This window comes from Pseudomonas sp. NPDC089401 (assembly GCF_044749485.1).
Lineage (GTDB): Bacteria > Pseudomonadota > Gammaproteobacteria > Pseudomonadales > Pseudomonadaceae > Aquipseudomonas.
In genome coordinates, this window is the sequence record NZ_JBIVIA010000004.1 from 368552 (window position 1) to 391137 (window position 22586).

17 protein-coding genes are annotated in these 22586 nt (G+C 64.9%); 4 read left to right on the plus strand and 13 right to left on the minus strand.

What is annotated here, in order from left to right; translation table 11 throughout:
• The first annotated feature begins 7 nt into the window (after positions 1 to 7).
• Both ACIP21_RS12090 and ACIP21_RS12095 read left to right on the plus strand, forming a co-directional pair.
• Positions 8 to 460 carry a hypothetical protein gene (locus ACIP21_RS12090; protein ID WP_400687622.1) on the plus strand — a complete coding sequence of 151 codons (453 nt, stop codon included), beginning with the start codon at positions 8 to 10 and terminating at the stop codon, positions 458 to 460.
• A gap of 15 nt (positions 461 to 475) precedes the next feature.
• A complete protein-coding gene (locus tag ACIP21_RS12095) occupies positions 476 to 922 on the plus strand; it encodes an excinuclease (protein ID WP_400687624.1) in 447 nt (148 codons plus the stop codon).
• A gap of 158 nt (positions 923 to 1080) precedes the next feature.
• Here the strand turns inward: ACIP21_RS12095 and ACIP21_RS12100 are convergent, their stop codons facing one another.
• Positions 1081 to 1974 (minus strand): LysR substrate-binding domain-containing protein, encoded by an 894-nt coding sequence (locus tag ACIP21_RS12100; RefSeq protein WP_400687626.1) that lies wholly within the window; start codon positions 1972 to 1974, stop codon positions 1081 to 1083.
• Between the two features lie 165 nt (positions 1975 to 2139).
• On the opposite strand from ACIP21_RS12100, the gene ACIP21_RS12105 reads away from it, so the two are divergent.
• Entirely contained in the window at positions 2140 to 3327 is a 1188-nt protein-coding gene (locus ACIP21_RS12105) for an MFS transporter (RefSeq protein ID WP_400687992.1), read from the plus strand.
• A 120-nt stretch (positions 3328 to 3447) separates the two neighbouring features.
• Here ACIP21_RS12105 and ACIP21_RS12110 read toward each other — a convergent pair whose 3' ends face one another.
• From ACIP21_RS12110 to pilM, 11 genes are all read right to left on the minus strand, one after another.
• Positions 3448 to 3795 (minus strand): YgiW/YdeI family stress tolerance OB fold protein, encoded by a 348-nt coding sequence (locus ACIP21_RS12110; RefSeq protein ID WP_400687628.1) that lies wholly within the window; start codon positions 3793 to 3795, stop codon positions 3448 to 3450.
• Between the two features lie 112 nt (positions 3796 to 3907).
• Entirely contained in the window at positions 3908 to 4972 is a 1065-nt protein-coding gene (gene hemE / locus ACIP21_RS12115) for a uroporphyrinogen decarboxylase (protein ID WP_400687630.1), read from the minus strand.
• A gap of 239 nt (positions 4973 to 5211) precedes the next feature.
• Complete coding sequence (locus tag ACIP21_RS12120) at positions 5212 to 6630, minus strand: FAD-dependent oxidoreductase (RefSeq protein WP_400687632.1); 1419 nt, start codon at positions 6628 to 6630, stop codon at positions 5212 to 5214.
• Positions 6631 to 6736: 106 nt separating this feature from the next.
• Positions 6737 to 11182 carry a glutamate synthase large subunit gene (gltB, locus tag ACIP21_RS12125; protein WP_400687634.1) on the minus strand — a complete coding sequence of 1482 codons (4446 nt, stop codon included), beginning with the start codon at positions 11180 to 11182 and terminating at the stop codon, positions 6737 to 6739.
• A gap of 375 nt (positions 11183 to 11557) precedes the next feature.
• Positions 11558 to 13177 (minus strand): AAA family ATPase, encoded by a 1620-nt coding sequence (locus ACIP21_RS12130; RefSeq protein ID WP_400687636.1) that lies wholly within the window; start codon positions 13175 to 13177, stop codon positions 11558 to 11560.
• Positions 13178 to 13192: 15 nt separating this feature from the next.
• A complete protein-coding gene (gene aroB / locus ACIP21_RS12135) occupies positions 13193 to 14290 on the minus strand; it encodes a 3-dehydroquinate synthase (protein WP_400687638.1) in 1098 nt (365 codons plus the stop codon).
• Between the two features lie 94 nt (positions 14291 to 14384).
• A complete protein-coding gene (gene aroK / locus ACIP21_RS12140; RefSeq protein WP_400687640.1) occupies positions 14385 to 14903 on the minus strand; it encodes a shikimate kinase AroK in 519 nt (172 codons plus the stop codon).
• Positions 14904 to 14907: 4 nt separating this feature from the next.
• Positions 14908 to 16176, minus strand: a complete 1269-nt coding sequence (locus tag ACIP21_RS12145; RefSeq protein ID WP_400687642.1) for a type IV pilus secretin PilQ — start codon at positions 16174 to 16176, stop codon at positions 14908 to 14910.
• Positions 16100 to 17116, minus strand: coding sequence for a pilus assembly protein PilP (locus ACIP21_RS12150; RefSeq protein ID WP_400687644.1), 1017 nt, complete (start codon positions 17114 to 17116; stop codon positions 16100 to 16102). The genes ACIP21_RS12145 and ACIP21_RS12150 overlap by 77 nt, the downstream gene beginning before the upstream one ends.
• Positions 17113 to 17649: a PilN domain-containing protein gene (locus tag ACIP21_RS12155; RefSeq protein WP_400687646.1), complete on the minus strand. Its 537-nt coding sequence runs from the start codon at positions 17647 to 17649 to the stop codon at positions 17113 to 17115. Before ACIP21_RS12155 ends, ACIP21_RS12150 begins: the two co-directional genes overlap by 4 nt.
• Positions 17649 to 18509, minus strand: coding sequence for a type IV pilus biogenesis protein PilM (gene pilM / locus ACIP21_RS12160; RefSeq protein ID WP_400687648.1), 861 nt, complete (start codon positions 18507 to 18509; stop codon positions 17649 to 17651). The genes ACIP21_RS12155 and pilM overlap by 1 nt, the downstream gene beginning before the upstream one ends.
• Before the next feature lie 177 nt (positions 18510 to 18686).
• Between pilM and ACIP21_RS12165 the strand changes: the two genes are divergently transcribed.
• The gene (locus ACIP21_RS12165; protein ID WP_400687650.1) at positions 18687 to 21140 is read left to right on the plus strand and encodes a penicillin-binding protein 1A; all 2454 of its coding nucleotides are present in this window, start codon (positions 18687 to 18689) and stop codon (positions 21138 to 21140) included.
• A gap of 171 nt (positions 21141 to 21311) precedes the next feature.
• On the opposite strand, the gene ACIP21_RS12170 is transcribed toward ACIP21_RS12165, so the two are convergent.
• Complete coding sequence (locus ACIP21_RS12170; RefSeq protein ID WP_110632976.1) at positions 21312 to 22580, minus strand: malic enzyme-like NAD(P)-binding protein; 1269 nt, start codon at positions 22578 to 22580, stop codon at positions 21312 to 21314.
• Positions 22581 to 22586 lie beyond the last annotated feature (6 nt).

A 22586-nucleotide genomic window follows, 5' to 3' on the forward strand; every position in this document is an offset into this window, starting at 1 on the left:
GCAAGGAATGTCCCCACTGATCCGCGCCGCGGCCCTGGGCCTGGCGCTGACCGCCCTGGCCGGCTGCACCTCGAAAGCGGTGCTCACCCCCTCGCGGCCGCTGGCCGCCGACCACAGCTATAGCCAGGCCCAGGTGCAGCAGGCAATCCTGATGGCCGTTGCCGAACGCGGCTGGACCGCCCGCAGCATCACCGCGCAGCGCATCCAGGCCGACATCACCGTGCGCAACACCTTCTATGCGGCGGTGAACATCGACTACACGCCCAGGGACTACCGCATCAGCTACCGCGACAGCCGCGGCATGGACTACGCCGACGGCAAGATCCACCGCAACTACAACCGCTGGGTGAAGAACCTGTCCGGCAGCATCCTGCGCCAGCTGAAAACCTACGACACGCAGAAGCTCCTGCTGCAGCAGCAACAGAGCCTCAGCCAGCAGTCATCCGATACCCTCAACTGAACCAAGGAAGACCCCATGCGCCTGAAGACCCTAACCGCCGCCACCGCCCTGCTACTGGCCGCCCTGCCAGGCATCAGCCAGGCTCGCGACACTGCGCTGTACCTGCCGTTCGACAAGGTGGTGCAGCAGATGCTGGCCGAGAAGAAGCTCGACGGTTCGGTGAAGTTCTACCTGGCCGGTGTGCAGCCGCGCGGCAAGGTCAAGGTGCTCAGCCCCGCGGCCGTCACCAACAAGAAGACCAACGCCTTCAACAAGAGCGACGAAGCGGCCTGCGAGTGGGCCCTGCAGTCGGCCCTGCTGACCATGCAGGATGCGGCGAAGAAGGTGAGTGCCAACGCGGTGACCAACATCGTCAGCTACTACAAGCGCAACGAACGCAAGGATGCCGCGACCTATGAATGCCATGCCGGTGCAGTGATCGCCGGCGTTGCGATCAAGGGTGACCTGGCGCGCGTGGACTGATCGCCAGTAGCTGCCCCTGCGTGATTCTGTGGGAGCGGGTTCACCCGCGAACACCGGCGAAGCCGGTGCCATTCACCGTGGTGCCTGCTTCGCGGCGGTTCGACGCCTCGATGAACCCGCTCCCACAGAGACCGTATGAATGGCAGGCTCGAAATGCTTCAGCCCTGGACCTGCCCGGTCACCAGCTCGGCAAAGGCCCTGGCCATCGCCGAGCTGCCGCGCTCGCGCTGCACCAGCCACACCGCCGACATCGCCTCCTCATCCAGCAATGTGCGATACACCACCCCTTCGATCTGCATGCGCTTGAACGACGCCGGCAGCACCGACACCCCCAACCCCGCCGACACCAGCCCGATGATGGTCATCGCCTCGCCCGCCTCCTGGGCGAAATGCGGGCTGAACCCCGCCTGCCGCGCCAGGCTCAGCAACTGCGCATGCAGGCCGCTGCCATAGCTGCGCGGGAAGAACACGAACGGTTCATGGGCCAGCGCCGCCATGTGCACGCCGGCTTCCGTGCCTGCGGCCAGCGGATGCGAGGCGTTGATCACCGCTACCAGCGGCTCGCGGAACAATTCGGTGGCCACCAAGCCTTCCGGCAGCGGCATGGGCCGCATCAGCCCCACTTCGATGGACTCGTCGAACACCCCCTCGGCGACATCGCGGCTGCTCATTTCCTTGAGGTTCAGGTGCACCGCCGGAAAGCGCTGGCGGAAGGCATGGATCGCCTTGGGGATCTTCGAGGTGAATGGCGCCGACGAGGTGAAACCGATCTTCATTTCCCCCAGCTCACCGAGCTGCGCGCGGCGTGCGACGTCGGCGGCCTTTTCCACCTGCGCCAGCACCTGGCGCGCCTCTTCGAGGAATAGCCGGCCCGCCTCGCTGAGCTCGACCCGACGATTGGTACGCTCGAACAGGCGCGCCCCCAGCTCCTGCTCGAGGGCCTGGATCTGCTGGCTCAAGGGCGGCTGGGAAATGCCCAGTTGCTGGGCCGCACGGCCGAAGTGCAGCTCTTCGGCGACGGCGATGAAGTAACGCAGGTGGCGCAGTTCCATGGTCAGCTCCGAACAGGTCGCTAAACGTCTTAAATAGGTCGAACAATATATTGGATCTAATCATTAGCCAGCTATATGCTTTTTTTCATTGCGCCAGAGGTACCCCCCGTGAAAACTGCTGTAGCCCCCCTTCCCGCCGAGCCCGAATCTGCCATCCTCAACGACATGTGGATCGAAAAGGGCACCCCCGCCTTCATGAAGACCGTGCTGGCGCTGTTCAGCGGCGGCTTCGCCACCTTCGCCCTGTTGTACTGCGTGCAGCCGATGATGCCGCTGCTGTCGAAGGAATTTTCCATCAACGCGGCCCAGAGCAGCCTGGTGCTGTCGGTGTCGACCGCCATGCTGGCGTTCGGCCTGCTGGTCACCGGGCCGATCTCCGACCGCATCGGGCGCAAACCGGTGATGGTCTTCGCCCTGGTCTGCGCCGCCCTGTCGACCCTGGCCAGCGCCGTGATGCCGAGCTGGGAACTGGTGCTGGCCACTCGCGCCCTGGTCGGCCTGTCGCTGAGCGGCCTGGCGGCGGTGGCGATGACCTACCTCAGCGAAGAGATCCACCCGCAGCACATCGGCCTGGCCATGGGCCTGTACATCGGCGGCAACGCCATCGGCGGCATGAGCGGGCGCCTGATCACCGGCGTGCTGATCGACTTCGTCAGCTGGCACACGGCGATGCTGGCCATCGGCGGCCTGGCCCTGGTGGCGGCGCTGGTGTTCTGGAAGGTGCTGCCCGAATCGCGCAACTTCCGCCCGCAGCAGATGAATCCGCGCAGCCTGCTCGATGGCTTCGTGATGCACTTCAAGGACGCCGGCCTGCCGTGGCTGTTCCTCGAGGCGTTCCTGCTGATGGGCGCGTTCGTCACCCTGTTCAACTACATCGGCTATCGCCTGCTGGCAGAGCCGTACCACATGAACCAGGCACTGGTCGGGCTGCTCTCGGTGGTGTACCTGTCGGGTATCTACAGCTCGGCGCAGGTCGGCGCCCTGGCCGACAAGCTGGGCCGGCGCAAGGTGTTCTGGGCCAGTATCGTGGTGATGGCCGGGGGCTTGCTGATGACCCTGGCCAGCCCGCTGGCGCTGGTGATCGTCGGCATGCTGGTGTTCACCTTCGGCTTCTTCGGCGCGCACTCGGTGGCCAGCAGCTGGATCGGCCGCCGGGCGTTGAAGGCCAAGGGGCAGGCTTCGTCGCTGTACCTGTTCTGCTATTACGCCGGGTCGAGCGTGGCGGGTACGGCGGGCGGGGTGTTCTGGCACCAGTGGGGGTGGAACGGGATCGGGATGTTCATCGGCAGCTTGCTGGCGGTGGCGTTGCTGGTGGCGTGGCGGTTGAGCAAGTTAGCTCCGAAATCGAGCTAAACCTTGGGGCCGCTTTGCGGCCCTATCGCGACACAAGGCCGCTCCTACAGGGATCGCGTAACCCCTGTAGGAGCGGCCTTGTGTCGCGATAGGCTGCAAAGCAGCCTCCAAAATCTCGGATCAGTTGATGATCTCGACGATATCCACATCCACTTCGCGGCTCATCAGGTGCTTCTCCACTTCGCCAGTCAGCTTGACCTTGGTCTTGTCGTTGAACGGCGTCGGCGGCAAGTCCTCATTGTCGATTTCGACGGTGATGGTGCCGGTGTTGTCCTTGAATTCGTACTTGTCGTCGTTGTTGATCTTCTTGGTCACGTAGCCTTGCAGCACCACCGGGGTGTCGTCGGCAGCCTCCTTGGCGGCGGCTACGGTGGTCACCGACTGGGCACCCGGGCCGGTATAGCCGGCCGCCAGGGCGGCGGTGCTGAACAGCGGGGCGAGGATCAGGGCGAGGTAACGGGTTTTCATGGGATCGGGTCCTGTTTGGGTTTCGATGGGCCCAGATTAACGACGATCGCTGAATCAAAGCTTAATCCAACAAAAAGCCCGGCACTTGGCCGGGCTTTTTGTTGCAGAGCACTTACTGGTGATACTGCGCCGACAGTTCATGCACGGCGTTGATGAACACGCCGGCATGCGCCGGGTCGACTTCCGGGGTGATGCCGTGGCCCAGGTTGAACACGTGGCCGGTGCCCTTGCCATAGCTGGCGAGGATGCGCGCGACTTCCTGGCGGATGGCTTCTGGCTTGGCGTAGAGCACGGTCGGGTCCATGTTGCCTTGCAGGGCCACCTTGTCACCCACGCGGCGACGGGCGTCGCCGATCTCGCAGGTCCAGTCCAGGCCCAGCGCGTCGGCACCGGCCTCGGCGATGCTTTCGAGCCACAGGCCGCCGTTCTTGGTGAACAGGATCACCGGCACCTTGCGCCCTTCGTGTTCGCGGATCAGGCCGCTGACGATCTTGCGCATGTAGGCCAGGGAGAACTCCTGGTAGGCCGCCGCCGACAGGTTGCCGCCCCAGGTGTCGAAGATCTGCACCGCCTGGGCACCGGCGAGGATCTGCCCGTTGAGGTAGCTGGTGACCGACTGGGCCAGCTTGTCCAGCAGCAGGTGCAGGGCCTGCGGGTTGTCGTAGGCCATCGCCTTGGTCTTGCGGAAGTCCTTCGACGAGCCGCCCTCGACCATGTAGGTGGCCAGGGTCCAGGGGCTGCCGGAGAAGCCGATCAGCGGCACACGGCCATTGAGTTCGCGGCGGATGGTGCTGACCGCGTCCATCACGTAGCCGAGGTCTTTCTGCGGGTCGGGAATCGGCAGCGCTTCGATGTCGGCCGGGGTGCTGATGGTCTTCTTGAAACGCGGGCCTTCGCCGGTTTCGAAGTACAGGCCAAGGCCCATGGCGTCGGGGATGGTGAGGATGTCGGAGAACAGGATTGCCGCGTCCAGCGGGTAGCGCTCCAGCGGCTGCAGGGTGACCTCGCAGGCGAACTGCGGGTTCATGCACAGGCTCATGAAATCACCGGCCTTGGCGCGGCTGGCGCGGTATTCCGGCAGGTAGCGGCCGGCTTGGCGCATCATCCAGACAGGGGTGACGTCCACGGGTTGCTTGAGCAGCGCGCGCAGGAAACGATCGTTCTTCAGGGCAGTCATGTCGGCATCCGGAAAAATAGTGCGGGCATTTTCTCAGACGCCAGCGCAAAAGGCACGGCCAAGGCCATGCGTTTTGTCTATTGGGTGCCACAGATCAAACGATTTTGTATACAAACGTGTTGAGAAGGATGGCACCGGCTTCGCCGGTGTTCGCGGCTAAAGCCGCTCCCACAGGTACTGCGCTGGCTTCGAAGCTGCGCGTTCCCTGTGGGAGCGGCTTTAGCCGCGAATGCGATGGGTCAGACTTCGAGGTAGTCCAGGATCCCTTCGGCGGCGTTGCGGCCTTCGAAGATGGCAGTCACCACCAGGTCCGAACCGCGCACCATGTCGCCGCCGGCGAAGATCTTCGGGTTGCTGGTCTGGTGCTTGAACTTGCCTTGTTCCGGTGCCACCACGCGGCCCTGGCTGTCCATCTGGATGCCATGCTGCTCGAACCACGGCGCCGGGCTCGGGCGGAAGCCGAAGGCGATCACCACGGCATCGGCCGGCAGGATTTCCTCGGAACCCGGGATCGGCTCGGGGCTGCGGCGGCCACGGGCATCCGGCTCGCCGAGACGGGTCTCGACCACCTTGACGCCTTCGACCCTGTCCTCGCCGACGATGGCGATGGGCTGGCGGTTGTAGAGGAACTTCACGCCCTCTTCCTTGGCGTTCTTCACCTCTTTGCGCGAACCCGGCATGTTGGCTTCGTCACGGCGATAGGCACAGGTCACCGACTTGGCACCCTGGCGGATCGAGGTACGGTTGCAGTCCATCGCGGTGTCGCCACCGCCCAGCACCACGACCTTCTTGCCCTGCATGTCGACGAAGTCTTCCGGCGATTTCTCGAAACCGAGGTTGCGGTTGACGTTGGCGATCAGGAAGTCCAGCGCGTCGTGCACGCCTGGCAGGTCCTCGCCCGGGAAACCGCCCTTCATGTAGGTGTAGGTGCCCATGCCCATGAACACTGCATCGTACTCGGCGAGCAGTTGTTCCATGGTGATGTCCTTGCCCACCTCGGTGTTCAGGCGGAACTCGATGCCCATGCCGGTGAAGACTTCGCGGCGATTGCTCAGCACGGTCTTTTCCAGCTTGAACTCGGGGATGCCGAAGGTCAGCAGGCCACCGATCTCGGGATTCTTGTCGAACACCACCGGGGTGACGCCGCCACGCACCAGCACGTCGGCGCAGCCAAGGCCGGCCGGGCCGGCACCGATGATGGCGACGCGCTTGCCGGTCGGCTTGACCTTGGACATGTCCGGGCGCCAGCCCATGGCGAAGGCGGTGTCGGTGATGTACTTCTCCACCGAGCCGATGGTCACCGCGCCGAAGCCGTCGTTCAGGGTGCAGGCACCCTCGCACAGACGGTCCTGCGGGCACACGCGGCCGCACACTTCCGGCAGGGTGTTGGTCTGGTGCGACAGTTCCGCCGCGGCCAGGATGTTGCCTTCGGAAACCAGCTTCAACCAGTTGGGGATGAAGTTGTGCACCGGGCACTTCCACTCGCAGTACGGGTTACCGCAGCCCAGGCAGCGGTGCGCCTGTTCCACGGATTGCTGCGGCTTGAACGGTTCGTAGATTTCCACGAACTCCTTCTTGCGCTGGCGCAGCAGCTTTTTCTTCGGGTCCTTGCGGCCCACTTCGATGAACTGGAAGTCGTTGTTCAGACGTTCAGCCATTTTTCAAAACCTCTTTACCGCAGTTGCCGGCCTCGGGCCGCAAGCTGCAAGACGATCACTTGAGCACGACGGGCCCCGCGCACGGGGCCGTCACTTGCAGCTGTTCTTACTGCGGGTTGGCACGGGTGCTGGACAGCAGTTGCTTGAGGTTGGCCGCCTTCGGCTTGACCAGCCAGAAGCGCCGCACGTAGTCGTCCAGGTTCTCGAAGAGCTCACGCCCCCACTCGCTGCCGGTCTCTTCCACGTACTCGCCCAGGACCCGCGCCAGGTGGCTGCGGTAGGCTTCCATCGCTTCACCACTGATGCGCTGGATTTCCACCAGCTCGTGGTTGAGTTTGTCGACGAAGCTGTTGTCCATGTCGAGCACGTAGGCGAAGCCGCCAGTCATGCCAGAACCGAAGTTGTAACCGGTCTTGCCCAGGACGCAGACAAAGCCACCGGTCATGTATTCACAGCAGTGATCGCCAGTGCCCTCGACAACAGCGTGGGCGCCGGAGTTACGCACAGCGAAGCGCTCGCCCGCGGTGCCGGCGGCGAACAGCTTGCCGCCGGTGGCGCCGTACAGGCAGGTGTTGCCGACGATGGCGCTGTGCTGGGTGGCGAACGGGCTGCCGGCCGGTGGCACGATGGTCACCTTGCCGCCGGTCATGCCCTTGCCGACGTAGTCGTTGGCGTCGCCCTGCAGGTGCAGGTTCAGGCCACCCGCGTTCCACACGCCGAAGCTCTGGCCCGCGGTGCCCTTGAAGCGGAAGGTGATCGGCCTGGCGGCCATGCCCTGGTTGCCGTACAGCTTGGCGATTTCGCCAGAGATACGGGCACCGATGGAACGGTCGCAGTTGCAGATGTCGAGGCTGAACTCGCCACCGGCCTGGTCGCGGATCGCCGGCAGGGCCATCTCGACCATCTTCTCGGCCAGCTCGCCCTTGTCGAACGGCGGGTTCTTGTCCACTTCGCAGAACTGCGGCTTGTCGGCCGGGATGTGCGAGCTGCCCAGCAGCGGGGTCAGGTCCAGGTACTGCTGGCGCTCGGTGTCGCCTGGCAGCACGTCGAGCAGGTCGGTACGGCCGATCAGCTCGCCGAGGCTGCGCACGCCCAGCTTGGCCAGCCATTCACGGGTTTCTTCGGCGACGAAGGTGAAGAAGTTGATCACCATGTCGACGGTGCCGATGTAGTGGTCCTTGCGCAGCTTGTCGTTCTGGGTGGCAACGCCGGTGGCGCAGTTGTTCAGGTGGCAGATGCGCAGGTACTTGCAGCCCAGGGCGATCATCGGCGCGGTGCCGAAGCCGAAGCTCTCGGCGCCGAGGATGGCCGCCTTGATCACGTCCAGGCCGGTCTTCAGGCCGCCGTCGGTCTGCACCCGCACCTTGCCGCGCAGGTCGTTGCCGCGCAGGGTCTGGTGGGTTTCGGCCAGGCCCAGTTCCCACGGGGCGCCGGCGTACTTGATCGAGGTCAGCGGCGAAGCGCCGGTGCCGCCGTCGTAGCCGGAGATGGTGATCAGATCGGCATAGGCCTTGGCCACGCCGGCGGCGATGGTGCCAACGCCGGCTTCGGCCACCAGCTTGACCGAGACCAGGGCCTGCGGGTTGACCTGCTTGAGGTCGTAGATCAGCTGGGCCAGGTCTTCGATCGAATAGATGTCGTGGTGCGGCGGTGGCGAGATCAGGGTCACGCCCGGCACCGCATAGCGCAGCTTGGCGATCAGGCCGTTGACCTTGCCGCCTGGCAGCTGGCCGCCTTCGCCGGGCTTGGCGCCCTGGGCGACCTTGATCTGCAGCACTTCGGCGTTGACCAGGTATTCCGGGGTCACGCCAAAGCGGCCGGTGGCCACCTGCTTGATCTTCGAGCTGCGGATGGTGCCGTAGCGCGACGGGTCTTCGCCGCCCTCACCGGAGTTGGAGCGCGCGCCCAGGCGGTTCATCGCCTCGGCCAGGGCCTCGTGGGCCTCCGGCGACAGCGCGCCCAGGGAGATACCGGCGGAGTCGAAGCGCTGGAGAATGGCCTCCAGCGGCTCGATCTGCTCCAGTGGCAGGGCCTGGTCGGCCACTTTCACCTTGAGCAGGTCGCGGATCATCGACACCGGGCGCTGGTCGACCAGCGTGGTGTATTCCTTGAACTTGGCGTAGTCGCCCTGCTGCACGGCAGCCTGCAGGGTGTTGACCACGTCCGGGTTGTAGGCGTGGTATTCGCCACCGTGGACGAACTTCAGCAGGCCACCTTGCTGGATCGGCTTGCGCGCGCTCCAGGCTTCGGCGGCCAGCAGCTTCTGGTCGCCTTCGAGGTCGACGAAGCGCGCGCCCTTGATGCGGCTGGACACGCCCTTGAAGCTCAGGCCGACCACTTCCTCGGACAGGCCGATGGCTTCGAACAGCTGCGCGCCACGGTACGAGGTGATGGTCGAGATACCCATCTTCGAGAGGATTTTCAGCAGGCCCTTGGAGATGCCTTTGCGGTAGTACTTGAAGACTTCGTCCAGGTCGCCCAGCACTTCGCCGGTGCGGATCAGGTCGGCCAGCACTTCGTAGGCCAGGTACGGGTACACGGCCGAGGCGCCGAAGCCCAGCAGCACGGCGAAGTGGTGCGGGTCACGGGCGGTGGCGGTCTCGACCAGGATGTTGCTGTCGCAACGCAGGCCCTGTTCGGTCAGGCGGTGGTGCACCGCGCCAACGGCCAGCGACGCATGCACCGGCAGCTTGCCCGGGGCGATGTAGCGGTCGCTCAGCACCAGCTGGGTCTTGCCGCCGCGCACCGCTTCTTCCGCCTGGTCGGCGATGTTGCGGATGGCGGCTTCCAGGCCGATGCTCTCGTCGTAGTTGAGGTCGATCAGCTGGCGCTCGAAACCTTCGCGCTCCAGGCTCATCAGCGAACGCCACTTGGCGGGCGAGATGACCGGTGAGCTGAGGATCACCCGCGAAGCATGCTCCGGGGACTCCTGGAAGATGTTGCGCTCGGCGCCCAGGCAGATTTCCAGGGACATGACGATCGCTTCGCGCAGCGGGTCGATCGGTGGGTTGGTCACCTGGGCGAACTGCTGGCGGAAGAAGTCGTACGGCGAACGCACGCGCTGGGACAGCACGGCCATCGGCGTGTCGTCGCCCATCGAGCCGACCGCTTCCTGGCCTTGCTCGCCGAGCGGGCGCAGCACCTGGTCACGCTCCTCGAAGGTGACCTGGAACATCTTCATGTATTGCTTGAGCTGGTCAGCGTCGTAGCTGGCCGCGCCCTGGTCGTCGGTCAGGGTCGCCTGGATGCGCGTGGCGTGCTGACGCAGCCAGCGCTTGTACGGGTGGCGCGACTTCAGACGGTTGTCGATGGCGTCGGTGTCGAGGATCTGGCCGGTCTCGGTGTCCACGGCAAGGATCTGCCCCGGGCCGACCCGGCCTTTGGCCAGGACTTCGTCAGGCTGGTAGCCCCACACGCCGATTTCCGAGGCGATGGTGATGTAGCCATTGGTCGTGGTCACCCAGCGCGCCGGGCGCAGGCCGTTGCGGTCGAGCAGGCACACCGCGTGGCGGCCTTCGGTCATGACGATGCCGGCCGGGCCGTCCCACGGCTCCATGTGCATGGAGTTGTATTCGTAGAAGGCGCGCAGGTCGGCGTCCATGGTCTCGACGTTCTGCCAGGCTGGCGGCACCAGCATGCGCACGCCGCGGAACAGGTCGATGCCGCCGGTGACCATCAGCTCCAGCATGTTGTCCATGCTCGAGGAGTCGGAACCGACGCGGTTGACCAGCGGGCCGAGCTCTTCGAGGTCGGGGATCAGGTCGTTGGCGAACTTGGTGCGACGGGCCATGGCCCAGTTGCGGTTGCCGGTGATGGTGTTGATCTCGCCGTTGTGGGCGAGGAAGCGGAACGGCTGCGCCAGCGGCCATTTCGGCAGGGTGTTGGTGGAGAAGCGCTGGTGGAACACGCAGATCGCGGTCTGCAGGCGCTCGTCACCGAGGTCCGGATAGAACGCCGCGAGATCGCGCGGCATCATCAGGCCTTTGTAGATGATGGTCTTGTGCGAGAAGCTGCAGATGTAGTGGTCGGCGTCGTGGGCGTTGGCCACGGACGAACGGCGACGGGCACTGAACAGCTTGATGGCGAATTCCTGATCGCTCAGGCCTTCACCGCCGATGAACACCTGTTCGATCTGCGGCAGGCGCTCCAGGGCCAGGCGGCCGAGCACGCTGGTATCGATCGGGACCTTGCGCCAGCCGACCAGCTTGAGGCCGGCGGCGACGATTTCGCGGTCCATGTTGGCCCGGGCGGCTTCGGCTTTGACCGGGTCCTGGTTGAAGAACACCATGCCGACGGCGTACTGCTTGGGCAGCTCGACGGCGAAGTGTTCCTGGGCCACGGCACGCAGGAATTGATCAGGCTTCTGCATGAGCAGACCGCAACCGTCACCGGTCTTGCCGTCGGCGTTGATGCCGCCGCGGTGGGTCATGCAGGTCAGCGCCTGCATGGCGGTTTGCAGAAGGTGGTGGCTCGGCTCGCCCGTCATATGGGCGATCAGGCCAAAACCACAGTTGTCCTTGAATTCTTCGGGATGGTACAGACCTGTTTTCATAGACACTTTCTCACCAGGTTCACCTCTCAACCGGAGGCAAATCTCTTTTATGTACAACCACTTACCATCCACGCCGATCAAATGCCAGCTTTTTTGCGGTGGCCATGGAAAACCATTGTTGCACAGCGACAGTCATACCCACAAATTTTCATGTCTCACCATTGAAAATTTATGTCGCAATTTTGAATGTTTTTGCGCCGGATGCCGTGATAGCGGCTTGGCTCGAGTCTGAAGCGTTTCAGCCCTGACTGCAAGGTTGGCTTGTGGCCGGCAGTCTGGGACAGAAAAGCCTGCCGCGCTTGAAGCGCAGCAGGCTAGTCGAAAGTCAGTAATCGCTCAGCAACTGGGCGGCGGGGTGCTGCCGCCCGGCAGGTATCAGCGGGCCGAGGCCAGCTCTTGTTGGACGCTGGCGACGGTACGTGGCCAAGGTTTACCAGCCTGGACCTTCGCTGGCAAGTTCTTGATTGCCGCAACCGCCGCATCGCGGTTGGCGAAGCTGCCGTAAGTGATCACGTACAGCGGCTTGCCCTGCAGGTTTTTCTTGAAGTAGCGATAGTCGCCACCCTGTGCCTTGACGAACGCCTGGGCCGACGCCTCGGAGCTGGTGCCGAGGATCTGCACCACGTAGTTGCCTGGCTTCTGGCCCGAGTACCAGCCGCTGTTGCCAGCGCCGCCAGCGGCCGGCTTCTCGACCGGTTTGGCGGCAGGCTTGGCAGTGGCGACCTGGGTCGGCGCGGGTGCCGGCTTGGCAGCTGCCACCGGCTTGGCCGGCTGGGTCGCGACAGGCTTGGGTGCCGGTGCAACCGGCTGCGCCGGCGCGGTGGCCTGGGCCATGCTCGGGGCCGGGCCGGCCGGCACGCCCTGGGGCGGCGCGGTGGTGGTCACGGTTGGCGGAACGGCAGGCTGCAGCGCGGTGTTACCGGCCGGGCCACCCTCTTCGCCGTCACCCATGCCGGCGGCCTGGGCCAGTGGCTCGCGCATCACCGGCTGCGACTGGCCCACCAGTGGCAGCGGCATCGGCTGCGACTGGCCGGAGAACTCGATGGCCGGGTTGCCGTTGTTCGACTGGGCGCCACCTGGCTGGCCTTCGCCCAGTGGCAACTGGGCCTGGGCCACAGGCGCCTCGGCGGGGGCCTTGTCGCTCTTCTTCGGCATCAGAACCGCGGCACCAACGGCGACCACGACGACAGCGGACAGCGCGAGCACGTGTTTCTTAGGCATTTTGAACCCCATGGCTGGTCGCTTGGCCGTGGTACGGCTGGCGATCATGGCTTCGATCAAGGAATCGCGGGCGACCTGGTTGATATTGCCTGGCCATCCGTCGGAGTTTTCATGGATATCGACAAGCTGTTCACGGCTGAACACCTCGATGCCCCGGCCAGCACCTTCCAGGCGCTGTTCCAGGTACTCGCGGGTTTCTTCCTCGCTGTAGGGCGCGAGCTCGATGATGTGGAAGCGCTCTTCCTCGACATTGATCTCGTCCAGCCCGGCAATCAGCGACGGCTCACCGAACAGGAACACGTGCGGGCGCCCTTCCGGGAGGCCTGCCGCCAGTTCCAGCAACGCTTGGAGTGCCGACTCGTCGAGTTGTTCCGCATCGTCCACCAGCAAGTAGACTTCCTGGCCGGTCAGCGCCAGTTGCACCACCTTGTTCAGGATCGCCTGAACCTCGAGCTGGCCCACGTCCAGCGACTGCGCCACCTGGCCGAGCACGCTGGCAGCATCGCTGGCGCCGCGGGCGGACACCACCACACTGAGCACCGACTGCTTGTTGGTGCTGGCCACCAGGGCCTGGCGCAGCAGGGTCTTGCCGCTGCCCACCGGGCCGGTCACCACCAGCATCAGCTGGCTGTAGCGGGCCAGGTGGTGGAGCTGGCCGAGCACCGGCTTGCGCTGGGCGGGGAAGAACTTGAAGCCGGGCACACGCGGTGCGAACGGATCGTGGCTCAACTGGTAATGTTCGAGGAACGCCTCATCGGCATGCAAACTGGTCATTACGCTGTCACAACCTCAAAGCTGGGCCACGATCGCGCGGTAATCCGCCGACAATGTGGCCTGAAGAATCTCTTTCGGATAGTCGTCGGTGATCACCGCCTCGCCCAGCTGGCGCAGCAGCACCAGGCGCAGGCGGCCGTCGAGCACCTTTTTGTCGACCGCCATGTGCTCCATGAAATGCGCCGGGGTCATTTCCTGTGGTGGCACCACCGGCAAGCCTGCATCCTGCAGCAGGCGGATACCGCGATCGCGCTCGGCCTGGTCGATCCAGCCCAGGCGCATGGACATTTCCAGGGCCATTACCGTGCCCGCCGCCACGGCTTCGCCGTGCAGCCACACGCCATAGCCCATGTGGGTTTCGATGGCGTGGCCAAAGGTGTGGCCCAGGTTCAGCGTGGCGCGCACGCCGGACTCACGCTCATCGGCCCCCACCACCGCAGCTTTCGCCGCGCACGAGCGACGGATCGCCTCGGTCAGGGCCGCGCTGTCCAGGGTGCGCAGGGCCTGCATATTGTCTTCCAGCCAGGCCAGGAAAGGCTTGTCGCAGATCAGGCCATACTTGATCACTTCGGCCAGGCCCGCCGACAGCTCGCGCGCAGGCAGGGTCTTGAGGCTGGTGGTGTCGATCAGCACCGCGTTGGGCTGATAGAAGGCCCCGACCATGTTCTTGCCCAGCGGGTGGTTGATGCCGGTCTTGCCGCCGACCGACGAATCGACCTGGGACAACAGGGTGGTCGGTACCTGGATGAAGTCGACACCGCGCTGGTAGCAGGCCGCGGCGAAGCCGGCCATGTCCCCGATCACGCCGCCGCCGAGGGCGACGACCGTGGTGCGGCGGTCATGCCTGGCGGTCAGCAGGCCATCGAAGATCAGTTGCAGGGTCTGCCAGTTCTTGTGGGCTTCGCCGTCCGGCAGGATCACCGACACCACCGAGTAGGCACCGAGGGTCTTGCTCAGGCGTTCGAGATACAGAGGCGCGACGGTCTCGTTGGAAACGATGGCGACTTGCCGCCCGCGGATATGCGGCGCCAGCAGCTCGGGCTGGTCCAGCAGGCCTTCGCCAATGTAGATCGGGTAGCTGCGCTCGCCCAGGTCGACCTTTAGTGTCTGCATGTATCCCCACAATGTACTTGGGCGCGGCGTCGACTGAGCGTGCCACGCGGTAACGATGAACCTCGCCTCGGCGCCGGCCGAGAATAGTCCCGGCTTAGCGGGGCGGCAACTGCTGCAAGCGTTCGAGAATATCGAGCACCACCATGCGCGGCGGCCGTTCGTCGGTTTCCACGACCAGGTCGGCGATCTCGCGATACAGCGGGTCACGCGCCTCCAGCAGGGCACGCAGGGTCGCTTCCGGGTTGGCGGTGCGCAGCAACGGGCGGTTGCGGTCACGCGCGGTACGGCCGACCTGCTGCTCCACCGAGGCGTGCAGGTAGATCACCCGCCCCCCTCGATGCAGTGCCTGGCGGTTTTCCGCACGCATGACCGCGCCACCGCCGGTGGCCACGACCACGCCATCGAGCGCGCAGAGCTCGGCGATCATCGCCTGCTCACGGTCACGGAAACCCGGTTCGCCTTCACGATCGAAGATCCACGGGATGTTGGCGCCGGTTCGCAGTTCGATTTCCTTGTCGGAATCCTTGAACAGCAGGCGCAGTTCTTTGGCCAACAGGCGTCCGATGGTGCTCTTACCAGCGCCCATGGGCCCTACAAGTATCAAATTTCGCACAGAATCAACGACTCACAGCAATCGTCTGGTCACTCATGATACGCGGAGTCAGGAAGACCAGCAGCTCGGATTTTTTCTCTTGTAATGCATCGCGTCGAAACAGCCGCCCAACATACGGCAGATCGCCGAAAAATGGCACCTTGTCGACCACTTTGTTTTGTGCGGTAGAGTACACGCCCCCAATCACGATGGTTTCGCCATCCGCCACGCGGACCTTGGCATTGACCTCGTTCTTGCGGATCGGCGGCACGTCGTTGAGGGCATTGACGAAATCAGGCTCGTCCTTGGTCACCTTCACGGCCATGATCACCTTGCCATCCGGGGTGATCTGCGGGGTGACCTCCAGCGACAGCGAGGCTTCGCGGAAGGCCACCGAAGTGGCGCCGCTGCGGGTGGTTTCCTGGTAGGGCACCTCGGTGCCCTTGAGGATCCGGGCGGTTTCCTTGTCGGCAGTGACCACCTTGGGCTGGGAGATGATTTCGCCATTGCCGCTCTTCTCCATGGCGCTGAGCTCAAGGTCCAGCAGCACATCGCCACGCAATACCCCCAGGCCGACGCCGGCAGCGGCCCGCTCGACGCCGAGGTCGATGAACACATCCTTGCCCAGCTGGGCAGCCTCCTGGTAAAGAGCACCACCCCAGCGCACACCCAGCGACTTCTCATAGTCGACATTGGCCTCGACGATGCGCGCCTCGATCGAAACCTGGCGTACCGGCACATCCAGTTGCGCCACCAGTTGCCGCAGGTCGGCGATGCGCTCGGCGGGCAGATGCGCCACCAGCGTGTTGGTGCGGGTATCCACGCTCAGGCTGCCACGGCCGGTCAACGGGCCGTCGTCGGCCAGCGTCGACAACAGCAGTTCGGCGAGTTCGGAGGCTTCGGCATGGTGAATCGGCAGCAACTCGCGCTTCAACGGCTGCAACTGGGCATCGAGCACCTGGCCGATGCGGGCTTCACGGGATTGCTCTGCCAACTCGGCGGCTGGCGCGACCAGCAGCACGTTGCCCTCTTCACGCCGGGCCAGGCCCTTGCTGTGCAAGACCAGGTCCAGCGCCTGGTCCCAGGGAACATCCTGCAGGCGCAGCGTGATGCTGCCCTGCACTGCGTCGCTGGCCACCAGGTTGATGCCGGCGTAGTCGGCCAGCACCTGCAACACCGAACGCACTTCGACATCCTGGAAGTTCAGCGATATCGGTTCACCCCGATACGGCGCCGCCATCGCCACGGTCGCCGGCATCAGGCCCACCGCCACCCACTTCAACAGCTGCTTCATCGCCATCCCTGGCCTCCCCCTCAACGCTCTTCCTGAGCATCAGCATCACCGTTCGTTCGCGCCACACGCCGCCCACGAACAGCCGTTCCCGCACATCCAGTTGCTGCTCGCCGACCTGCGTCACGAGCCCACCATCGCGCCCCAGGCGATCACCGACCCGTACGCGATACAGCCGCCCCGCCGACGACAGCAACGCTTCATGCTCGAGCCCTCGCTGGAAGCTGCCGACCATTTCCAGCTGGGCCAGCGGCACGCGGGCCAGCCCCGTTTGCGTGACTCGGGTCGCCCAGGCGGAAAATGGATCGAGCGCTGGTGGCAGGGCTTCGTCCCGCGCGGGCACGTCGGCCAGGAACTTCGGCTCAGGTACCGGCCCATCGGCTCGATAGCCATTGACCCGCAGGTTCAAGCGCAACAATCCAGGCTTGCCATCCACTGGCACCAGCCGCAGATCTTCGGGACGCAGCAGACGAACCTGGCCAAGCCAGTCATCCAGCCACAGGCGCAGCGCCGCGTAACGCCCCACGACCTCGATGTCCAGCGGTGTAAGCCAGAAGCCGGGCTGCTTTACCTCATCCAGCACATCGAGGCGCTCGAAGTGCAGGCCATGGGCATGCCCCGATGCCGCCAGCTGGTCCAGCAGGTCGCTCATGCCTGCCCCGGCGGCAAGGCGCCAGCGGGCATCCAGCAGAAGCTGCCTGGCTTGCGCAAGCGCCTGACTGGCCGACACCAACGTCATGCCGTCCGCGGCCTGGGCCTGGTGCGCCTGCAGCAATGCGTTTCGCCTGTCGTCCTCCAGCGCCTGGAGCTGCGACCAGTGCGGCAGGCGAATGAGGCAACCGAGTACAAACAGCAGGAAACCTGCCATCACTGGCAGCGCAATACGTAACGCCCCTGATGGCTCGATGAGCGCCTGCCACACCGCGCGCTGCACCAGCTTCACGACCAGGCACCCGACAGGCGTGCCGTCAACAGGAACTCATCGCCGCCCGGCAGGCTCCTGACCTGCTTGAGTTCCAGTTCGCGCAGCACGCTGGAGCGTTCGAGGTCGCGCATGAACTGCGCCACCACGGCCGTGGAAGCTGCTACCCCGGCAATGCGCAGGTCTGCGCCCTGAATCTTCAACGCCACCAGCTGAACGCCTTCGGGCAAGGCCCGCTCCACGTCGCCGAAGAGCGCCGTGAGCAACGGCCGATCAGCACGCAGCCCCTCCAGCGCCGCAATTTGCGCCATTACCGCCTGGTGGGCCTGACTGATCTGCTCATGCTGTGTCACCTGCCGGGCAGCTGCATCGATTAAGATCTGCCGGGCGTCATTGGCCAGCGCCTGGCGCTGGACCCGCTGGCGGGCCAATTGGTCCATCAGCAGCACTGCACACAGGGCCAGAACCAGGCTGCCGACCAGCGTCAGGCCCAGGCGCCGCTGTGCTGCCTGGCGTTGCCGTTCACGCCAGGGCAGGAGGTTCAAGCGCAGCATCAGCGCATCCCTCCCAGGGCCAAGGCGCAGGCAAGTGTCATGGCGCTGTCGCTGCAATCCAGGCCAGCCACCGGCGGCAGCGGCCTGCACGGCACCCCCAGGGCTTCGCTCAGCCGGGCTGGCGCATCCCGCTCGACACCCTCGACCGCCGTGACGAACAGTTCGTCAGGGGCCAGGCCATCGCCAAAGACGCCAGCAGACCGCTCCAGCACCGCGCCAGCCGGCCATTCCCGGCGCAAGGGCAGTGCCTCCTGCCGCCAGCCATGCAACGTCAGGCTGCCAGCTTCGATACGCAGCAATGCCGCATCGCCACTGGCCTGGAGCGGAATCATCCGACGCAAGGCAATGCTGTCGACCTCTACCGCGTCCAGTTGCAGCCCCGCTTCGTCGAACACCGTCTCGTAGGGCCGCAACGCACTCTGCCGGCAAGCCGCCACCAGGATATCCCGGTGGCCTGGCCGCGCCGCCGAGGTACCCAGCACCTGGAAATCGAGGACCAGTTCCTCCAGGGGGAACGGAAACAGCTGTTCCGCATCCGCCAGCAACCGCGTTTCCCGCTCGCTGTCGGGCAGCCCGGCAGGCAGCTCGATCACCTTGCAGATCACCTGCGAGGCCGGTAATGCCACCGCGGCCCGGCGCTGCCGACTGCCGCATTGGCGGTGGGCACTGCGCAAGGCCGACGCGACCCGATCGAGGTCCTGCCAGCCGTTGGCGGCAGTGCCGGGGTCGAACGCCTGGTAGGCCCAGGCAATCCGTTCGCAGCACCCGCCGCGTCGGCGCAGTTGCGCCATGCGTATGGAGTCGGGAGCGATTTCCACCCCCAACAATGAACCGGCATCCTTGCCCAAGCGTCCAAGCATCTCGACTTCCTTGTTACAACCATGAACCCGCGTCTGCATCGGGCCTTGCCGGCCGGATGGTGCAGCGGGCCGCCCGGCCGGTCACCCGGCGAAGCGAAAAATGCTTATAATGCCCAGCGTTTTTTAGTCCGCCGGCCCCGTGCGCAATTCACCCCTCAATCTGGACACCGAAAAGCCTTGATACGCCTGCTGAAGTTCTTCTGGTGGTCTTTCGTCGCAGTCATCTGCGCGCTCGTACTCGGTGTGAGCGGTGCGTTTCTGTATCTTAGCCCCAACCTGCCGTCGGTCGATTCGCTCAGAAGCGTTCAGTTGCAAATCCCCCTGAGGGTCTACAGCAGCGACGGCAAACTGATTGCCGAGTTCGGCGAAATGCGCCGCTCGCCGATCCGTTTCGCGGAAATTCCCCCGCAATTCATTCAGGCGCTTCTGTCAGCCGAGGACGACAATTTCCTCAACCACTACGGGGTCGACCCGAGCAGCCTGATGCGCGCCGCCACCCAGCTGGTGAAGACCGGCCATATCCAGACCGGCGGCAGCACCATCACCATGCAGGTGGCGAAGAACTTCTTCCTCACCAGCGAGCGCAGCTTCTCGCGCAAGACCAACGAGATCCTCCTGGCCCTGCAGATCGAGCGTGAGCTGACCAAGGATGAAATCCTCGAGCTGTATGTCAACAAGATCTACCTGGGCAACCGCGCCTACGGCATCGACGCCGCCGCGCAGGTGTACTACGGCAAGTCGATCCGTGACGTGAGCCTGGCGCAGATGGCGATGATCGCCGGCCTGCCCAAGGCGCCGTCGCGATTCAACCCGCTGGCCAACCCGGTGCGCGCCAAGGAGCGCCGCGACTGGATCCTCGGCCGCATGTACAAGCTGGGCAAGATCGACGAGGCGAGCTACCAGGCCGCCCTGGCCGAGCCGCTCAATGCCAGCTACCACGTGCCGACGCCTGAAGTGAATGCCCCCTACGTCGCCGAGATGGCCCGCGCCGAAATGGTCGGCCGCTACGGCAGCGATGCCTACACCGAGGGCTTCCGGGTCACCACCACGGTGCCGAGCGACATGCAGGACATGGCCAACAAGGCCATTCTCAACGGCCTCACCGAGTATGACGAACGCCACGGCTACCGCGGCCCCGAGGTGCGCTTCCCAGGCAAGACCCACGCTGCCTGGCTGCAAGAGCTGAGCAAGCAGCGCAACCTCGGCGCACTGGAGCCGGCCATCGTCACCCAGGTCGAGAAGAGCGGCCTCAAGGTGCTGACCCGCGGCGGCAAGGAAGAAGACGTCGCCTGGGACACCATGAAATGGGCGCGCCCGTTCATCAACACCAATTCCCAGGGCCGTGCGCCGTCGTCGCCGGCCGACGTCGCCCAGGTCGGCGACCTGGTGCGCCTGCAGCGCCTGGACGATGGCAAGCTGAAGTTCAGCCAGGTGCCTGGCGCGCAAAGTGCTCTGGTCACCCTCGACCCGTACAACGGCGCCATCCGCGCCCTGGTCGGTGGCTTCTCGTTCGAACAGAGCAACTACAACCGCGCCATGCAGGCCAAGCGCCAGCCAGGCTCGAGCTTCAAGCCGTTCATCTACAGCGCGGCCCTGGACAGCGGCTACACCGCCTCCAGCCTGGTCAACGATGCGCCGATCGTGTTCGTCGACCCGTACCAGAACAATGAGTGGCGGCCGAAGAACGACACCAACACCTTCCTCGGCCCGATCCGCATGCGCGAAGCGCTGTACAAGTCGCGCAACCTGGTGTCGATCCGCCTGCTGCAGGCCATGGGCGTGGACCGCACCATCGACTACATCGCCAAGTTCGGCTTCAACAAGCAGGACCTGCCGCGCAACCTGTCGCTGGCCCTGGGCACGGCGACCCTGACACCGATGGAGATCGCCACCGGCTGGAGCACCTTTGCCAACGGCGGCTACAAGGTCAACCCGTACCTGATCGAGCGCATCGAGAGCCGCAGCGGCGAAACCCTGTTCACCGCCAACCCGGCCCATGTGCCGCAAGGTGGAGAGGCCCCTGCCGGCCTGGCCGCCCCCGAGCAGCCGATCAGCACCGCCGCCATGCCGGGCGAGGCGCCGTCGGCCCTGGGCCAGATCGCCCCGCCGCCGCAGACGCCAGCCATCGCCGAGCAGATCATCGATGGCCGCACCACCTACATCCTCACCAGCATGCTGCAGGACGTGATCAAGCGCGGCACCGGCCGCCGGGCGCTGGCCTTGGGGCGTGACGACCTGGCGGGCAAGACCGGTACCACCAACGAGTCCAAGGATGCCTGGTTCTCCGGCTACAACGCCGACTACGTGACCACCGTGTGGGTCGGCTTCGACCAGCCGGAAAGCCTCGGCCGCCGCGAATACGGCGGTACCGCGGCGCTGCCGATCTGGATGAAGTTCATGGGCGCAGCATTGAAGGACAAGCCGAGCCATGCGCCGGCCGAGCCGGAAGGCATCCTCAGCCTGCGGGTCGACCCGGTCAGCGGCCGCGCGGCCTCGCCGAGCACGCCGAATGCGTACTTCGAGCTGTTCAAGGCCGAGGACTCGCCACCGTCGGTGGATGAGCTGGGTAATGGAGCGGCGCCAGGCAGCCCGCTGCCGGCGGATGAAGCGGCGCCGATGGATCTGTTCTAAAGGCGACACAGCCCCCTGTGGGAGCGGGTTTACCCGCGAAAGCGATAGTGGGTTCACTGACGCATTCGCGGGTAAACCCGCTCCCACAGGGTCCGCGCCAGGCCTGCCAGCTCAAATGAAAAAGCCCCGGCTCTCGCGAGCCGGGGCTTTTTCGTGTCGCTACGGCTGGGTTCAGCCGTTGAACACTTCATCCACGCTGTTCAGCGGGTAGTGCTTCGGATACGGCAGGGTAGCCACGCCGGATTCGATGGCGGCCTTGGCCACGGCGTCGGAGACGACGGTGATCAGGCGAGCGTCCAGCGGCTTCGGAATGATGTACTCACGGCCGAATTCCAGACCCTCGACGCCATAGGCCTCGCACACTTCCTTCGGCACTGGCAGCTTGGCCAGGTCTTTCAGGGCGATGGCGGCGGCGATCTTCATCTCTTCGTTGATGCGCTTGGCGCGAACGTCCAGGGCACCACGGAAGATGAACGGGAAGCCGAGCACGTTGTTGACCTGGTTCGGGTAGTCGGAACGACCGGTGGCCATGATCACGTCGCTGCGGGTGGCGTGAGCCAGTTCTGGCGAGATTTCCGGGTCCGGGTTCGAGCAGGCGAACACGATCGGGTTGGCGGCCATCGACTTCAGGCCTTCCGGGCTCAGCAGGTTCGGGCCGGACAGGCCGACGAACACGTCCGCGCCGTCCAGGGCGTCAGCCAGGGTGCGCTTGTCGGTGGCGTGGGCGAACTGGGCCTTGTACTGGTTCAGGTCGTCGCGGCCAGCGTGGATCACGCCGCTGCGGTCGATCATGAAGATGTTTTCGACCTTGGCACCCATGCTGACCAGCAGCTTCATGCAGGAGATGGCGGCAGCGCCGGCACCCAGGCAGACGATCTTGGCGTCTTCCAGCTTCTTGCCGGCGATTTCCAGGGCGTTGATCATGCCGGCGGCGGTCACGATGGCGGTACCGTGCTGGTCATCGTGGAACACCGGAATGTCGCACTGCTCGATCAGGGTGCGCTCGATTTCGAAGCACTCTGGCGCCTTGATGTCTTCGAGGTTGATGCCACCGAAGGTGATCGAGATGCGGCGAACGGTGTCGATGAAAGCCTGTGGGCTTTCCGATTCGACTTCGATGTCGAACACGTCGATACCGGCGAAACGCTTGAACAGAACGCCCTTGCCTTCCATGACCGGCTTGGAAGCCAGTGGGCCAAGGTCACCCAGACCGAGGATGGCGGTGCCATCGGAGATTACCGCGACCAGGTTGCCCTTGCCGGTGTACTTGTAGGCCAGCTCAGGATCACGGCCGATTTCACGCACCGGTTCTGCAACGCCTGGGCTGTAGGCCAGGGCGAGATCACGGGCGGTGGCGGTGGGCTTGGAGAGCTCGACGCTCAGTTTCCCCGGACGAGGTTGAGCGTGGTATTCGAGAGCGGCGGTTTTCAGGTCTGACATGGTGGG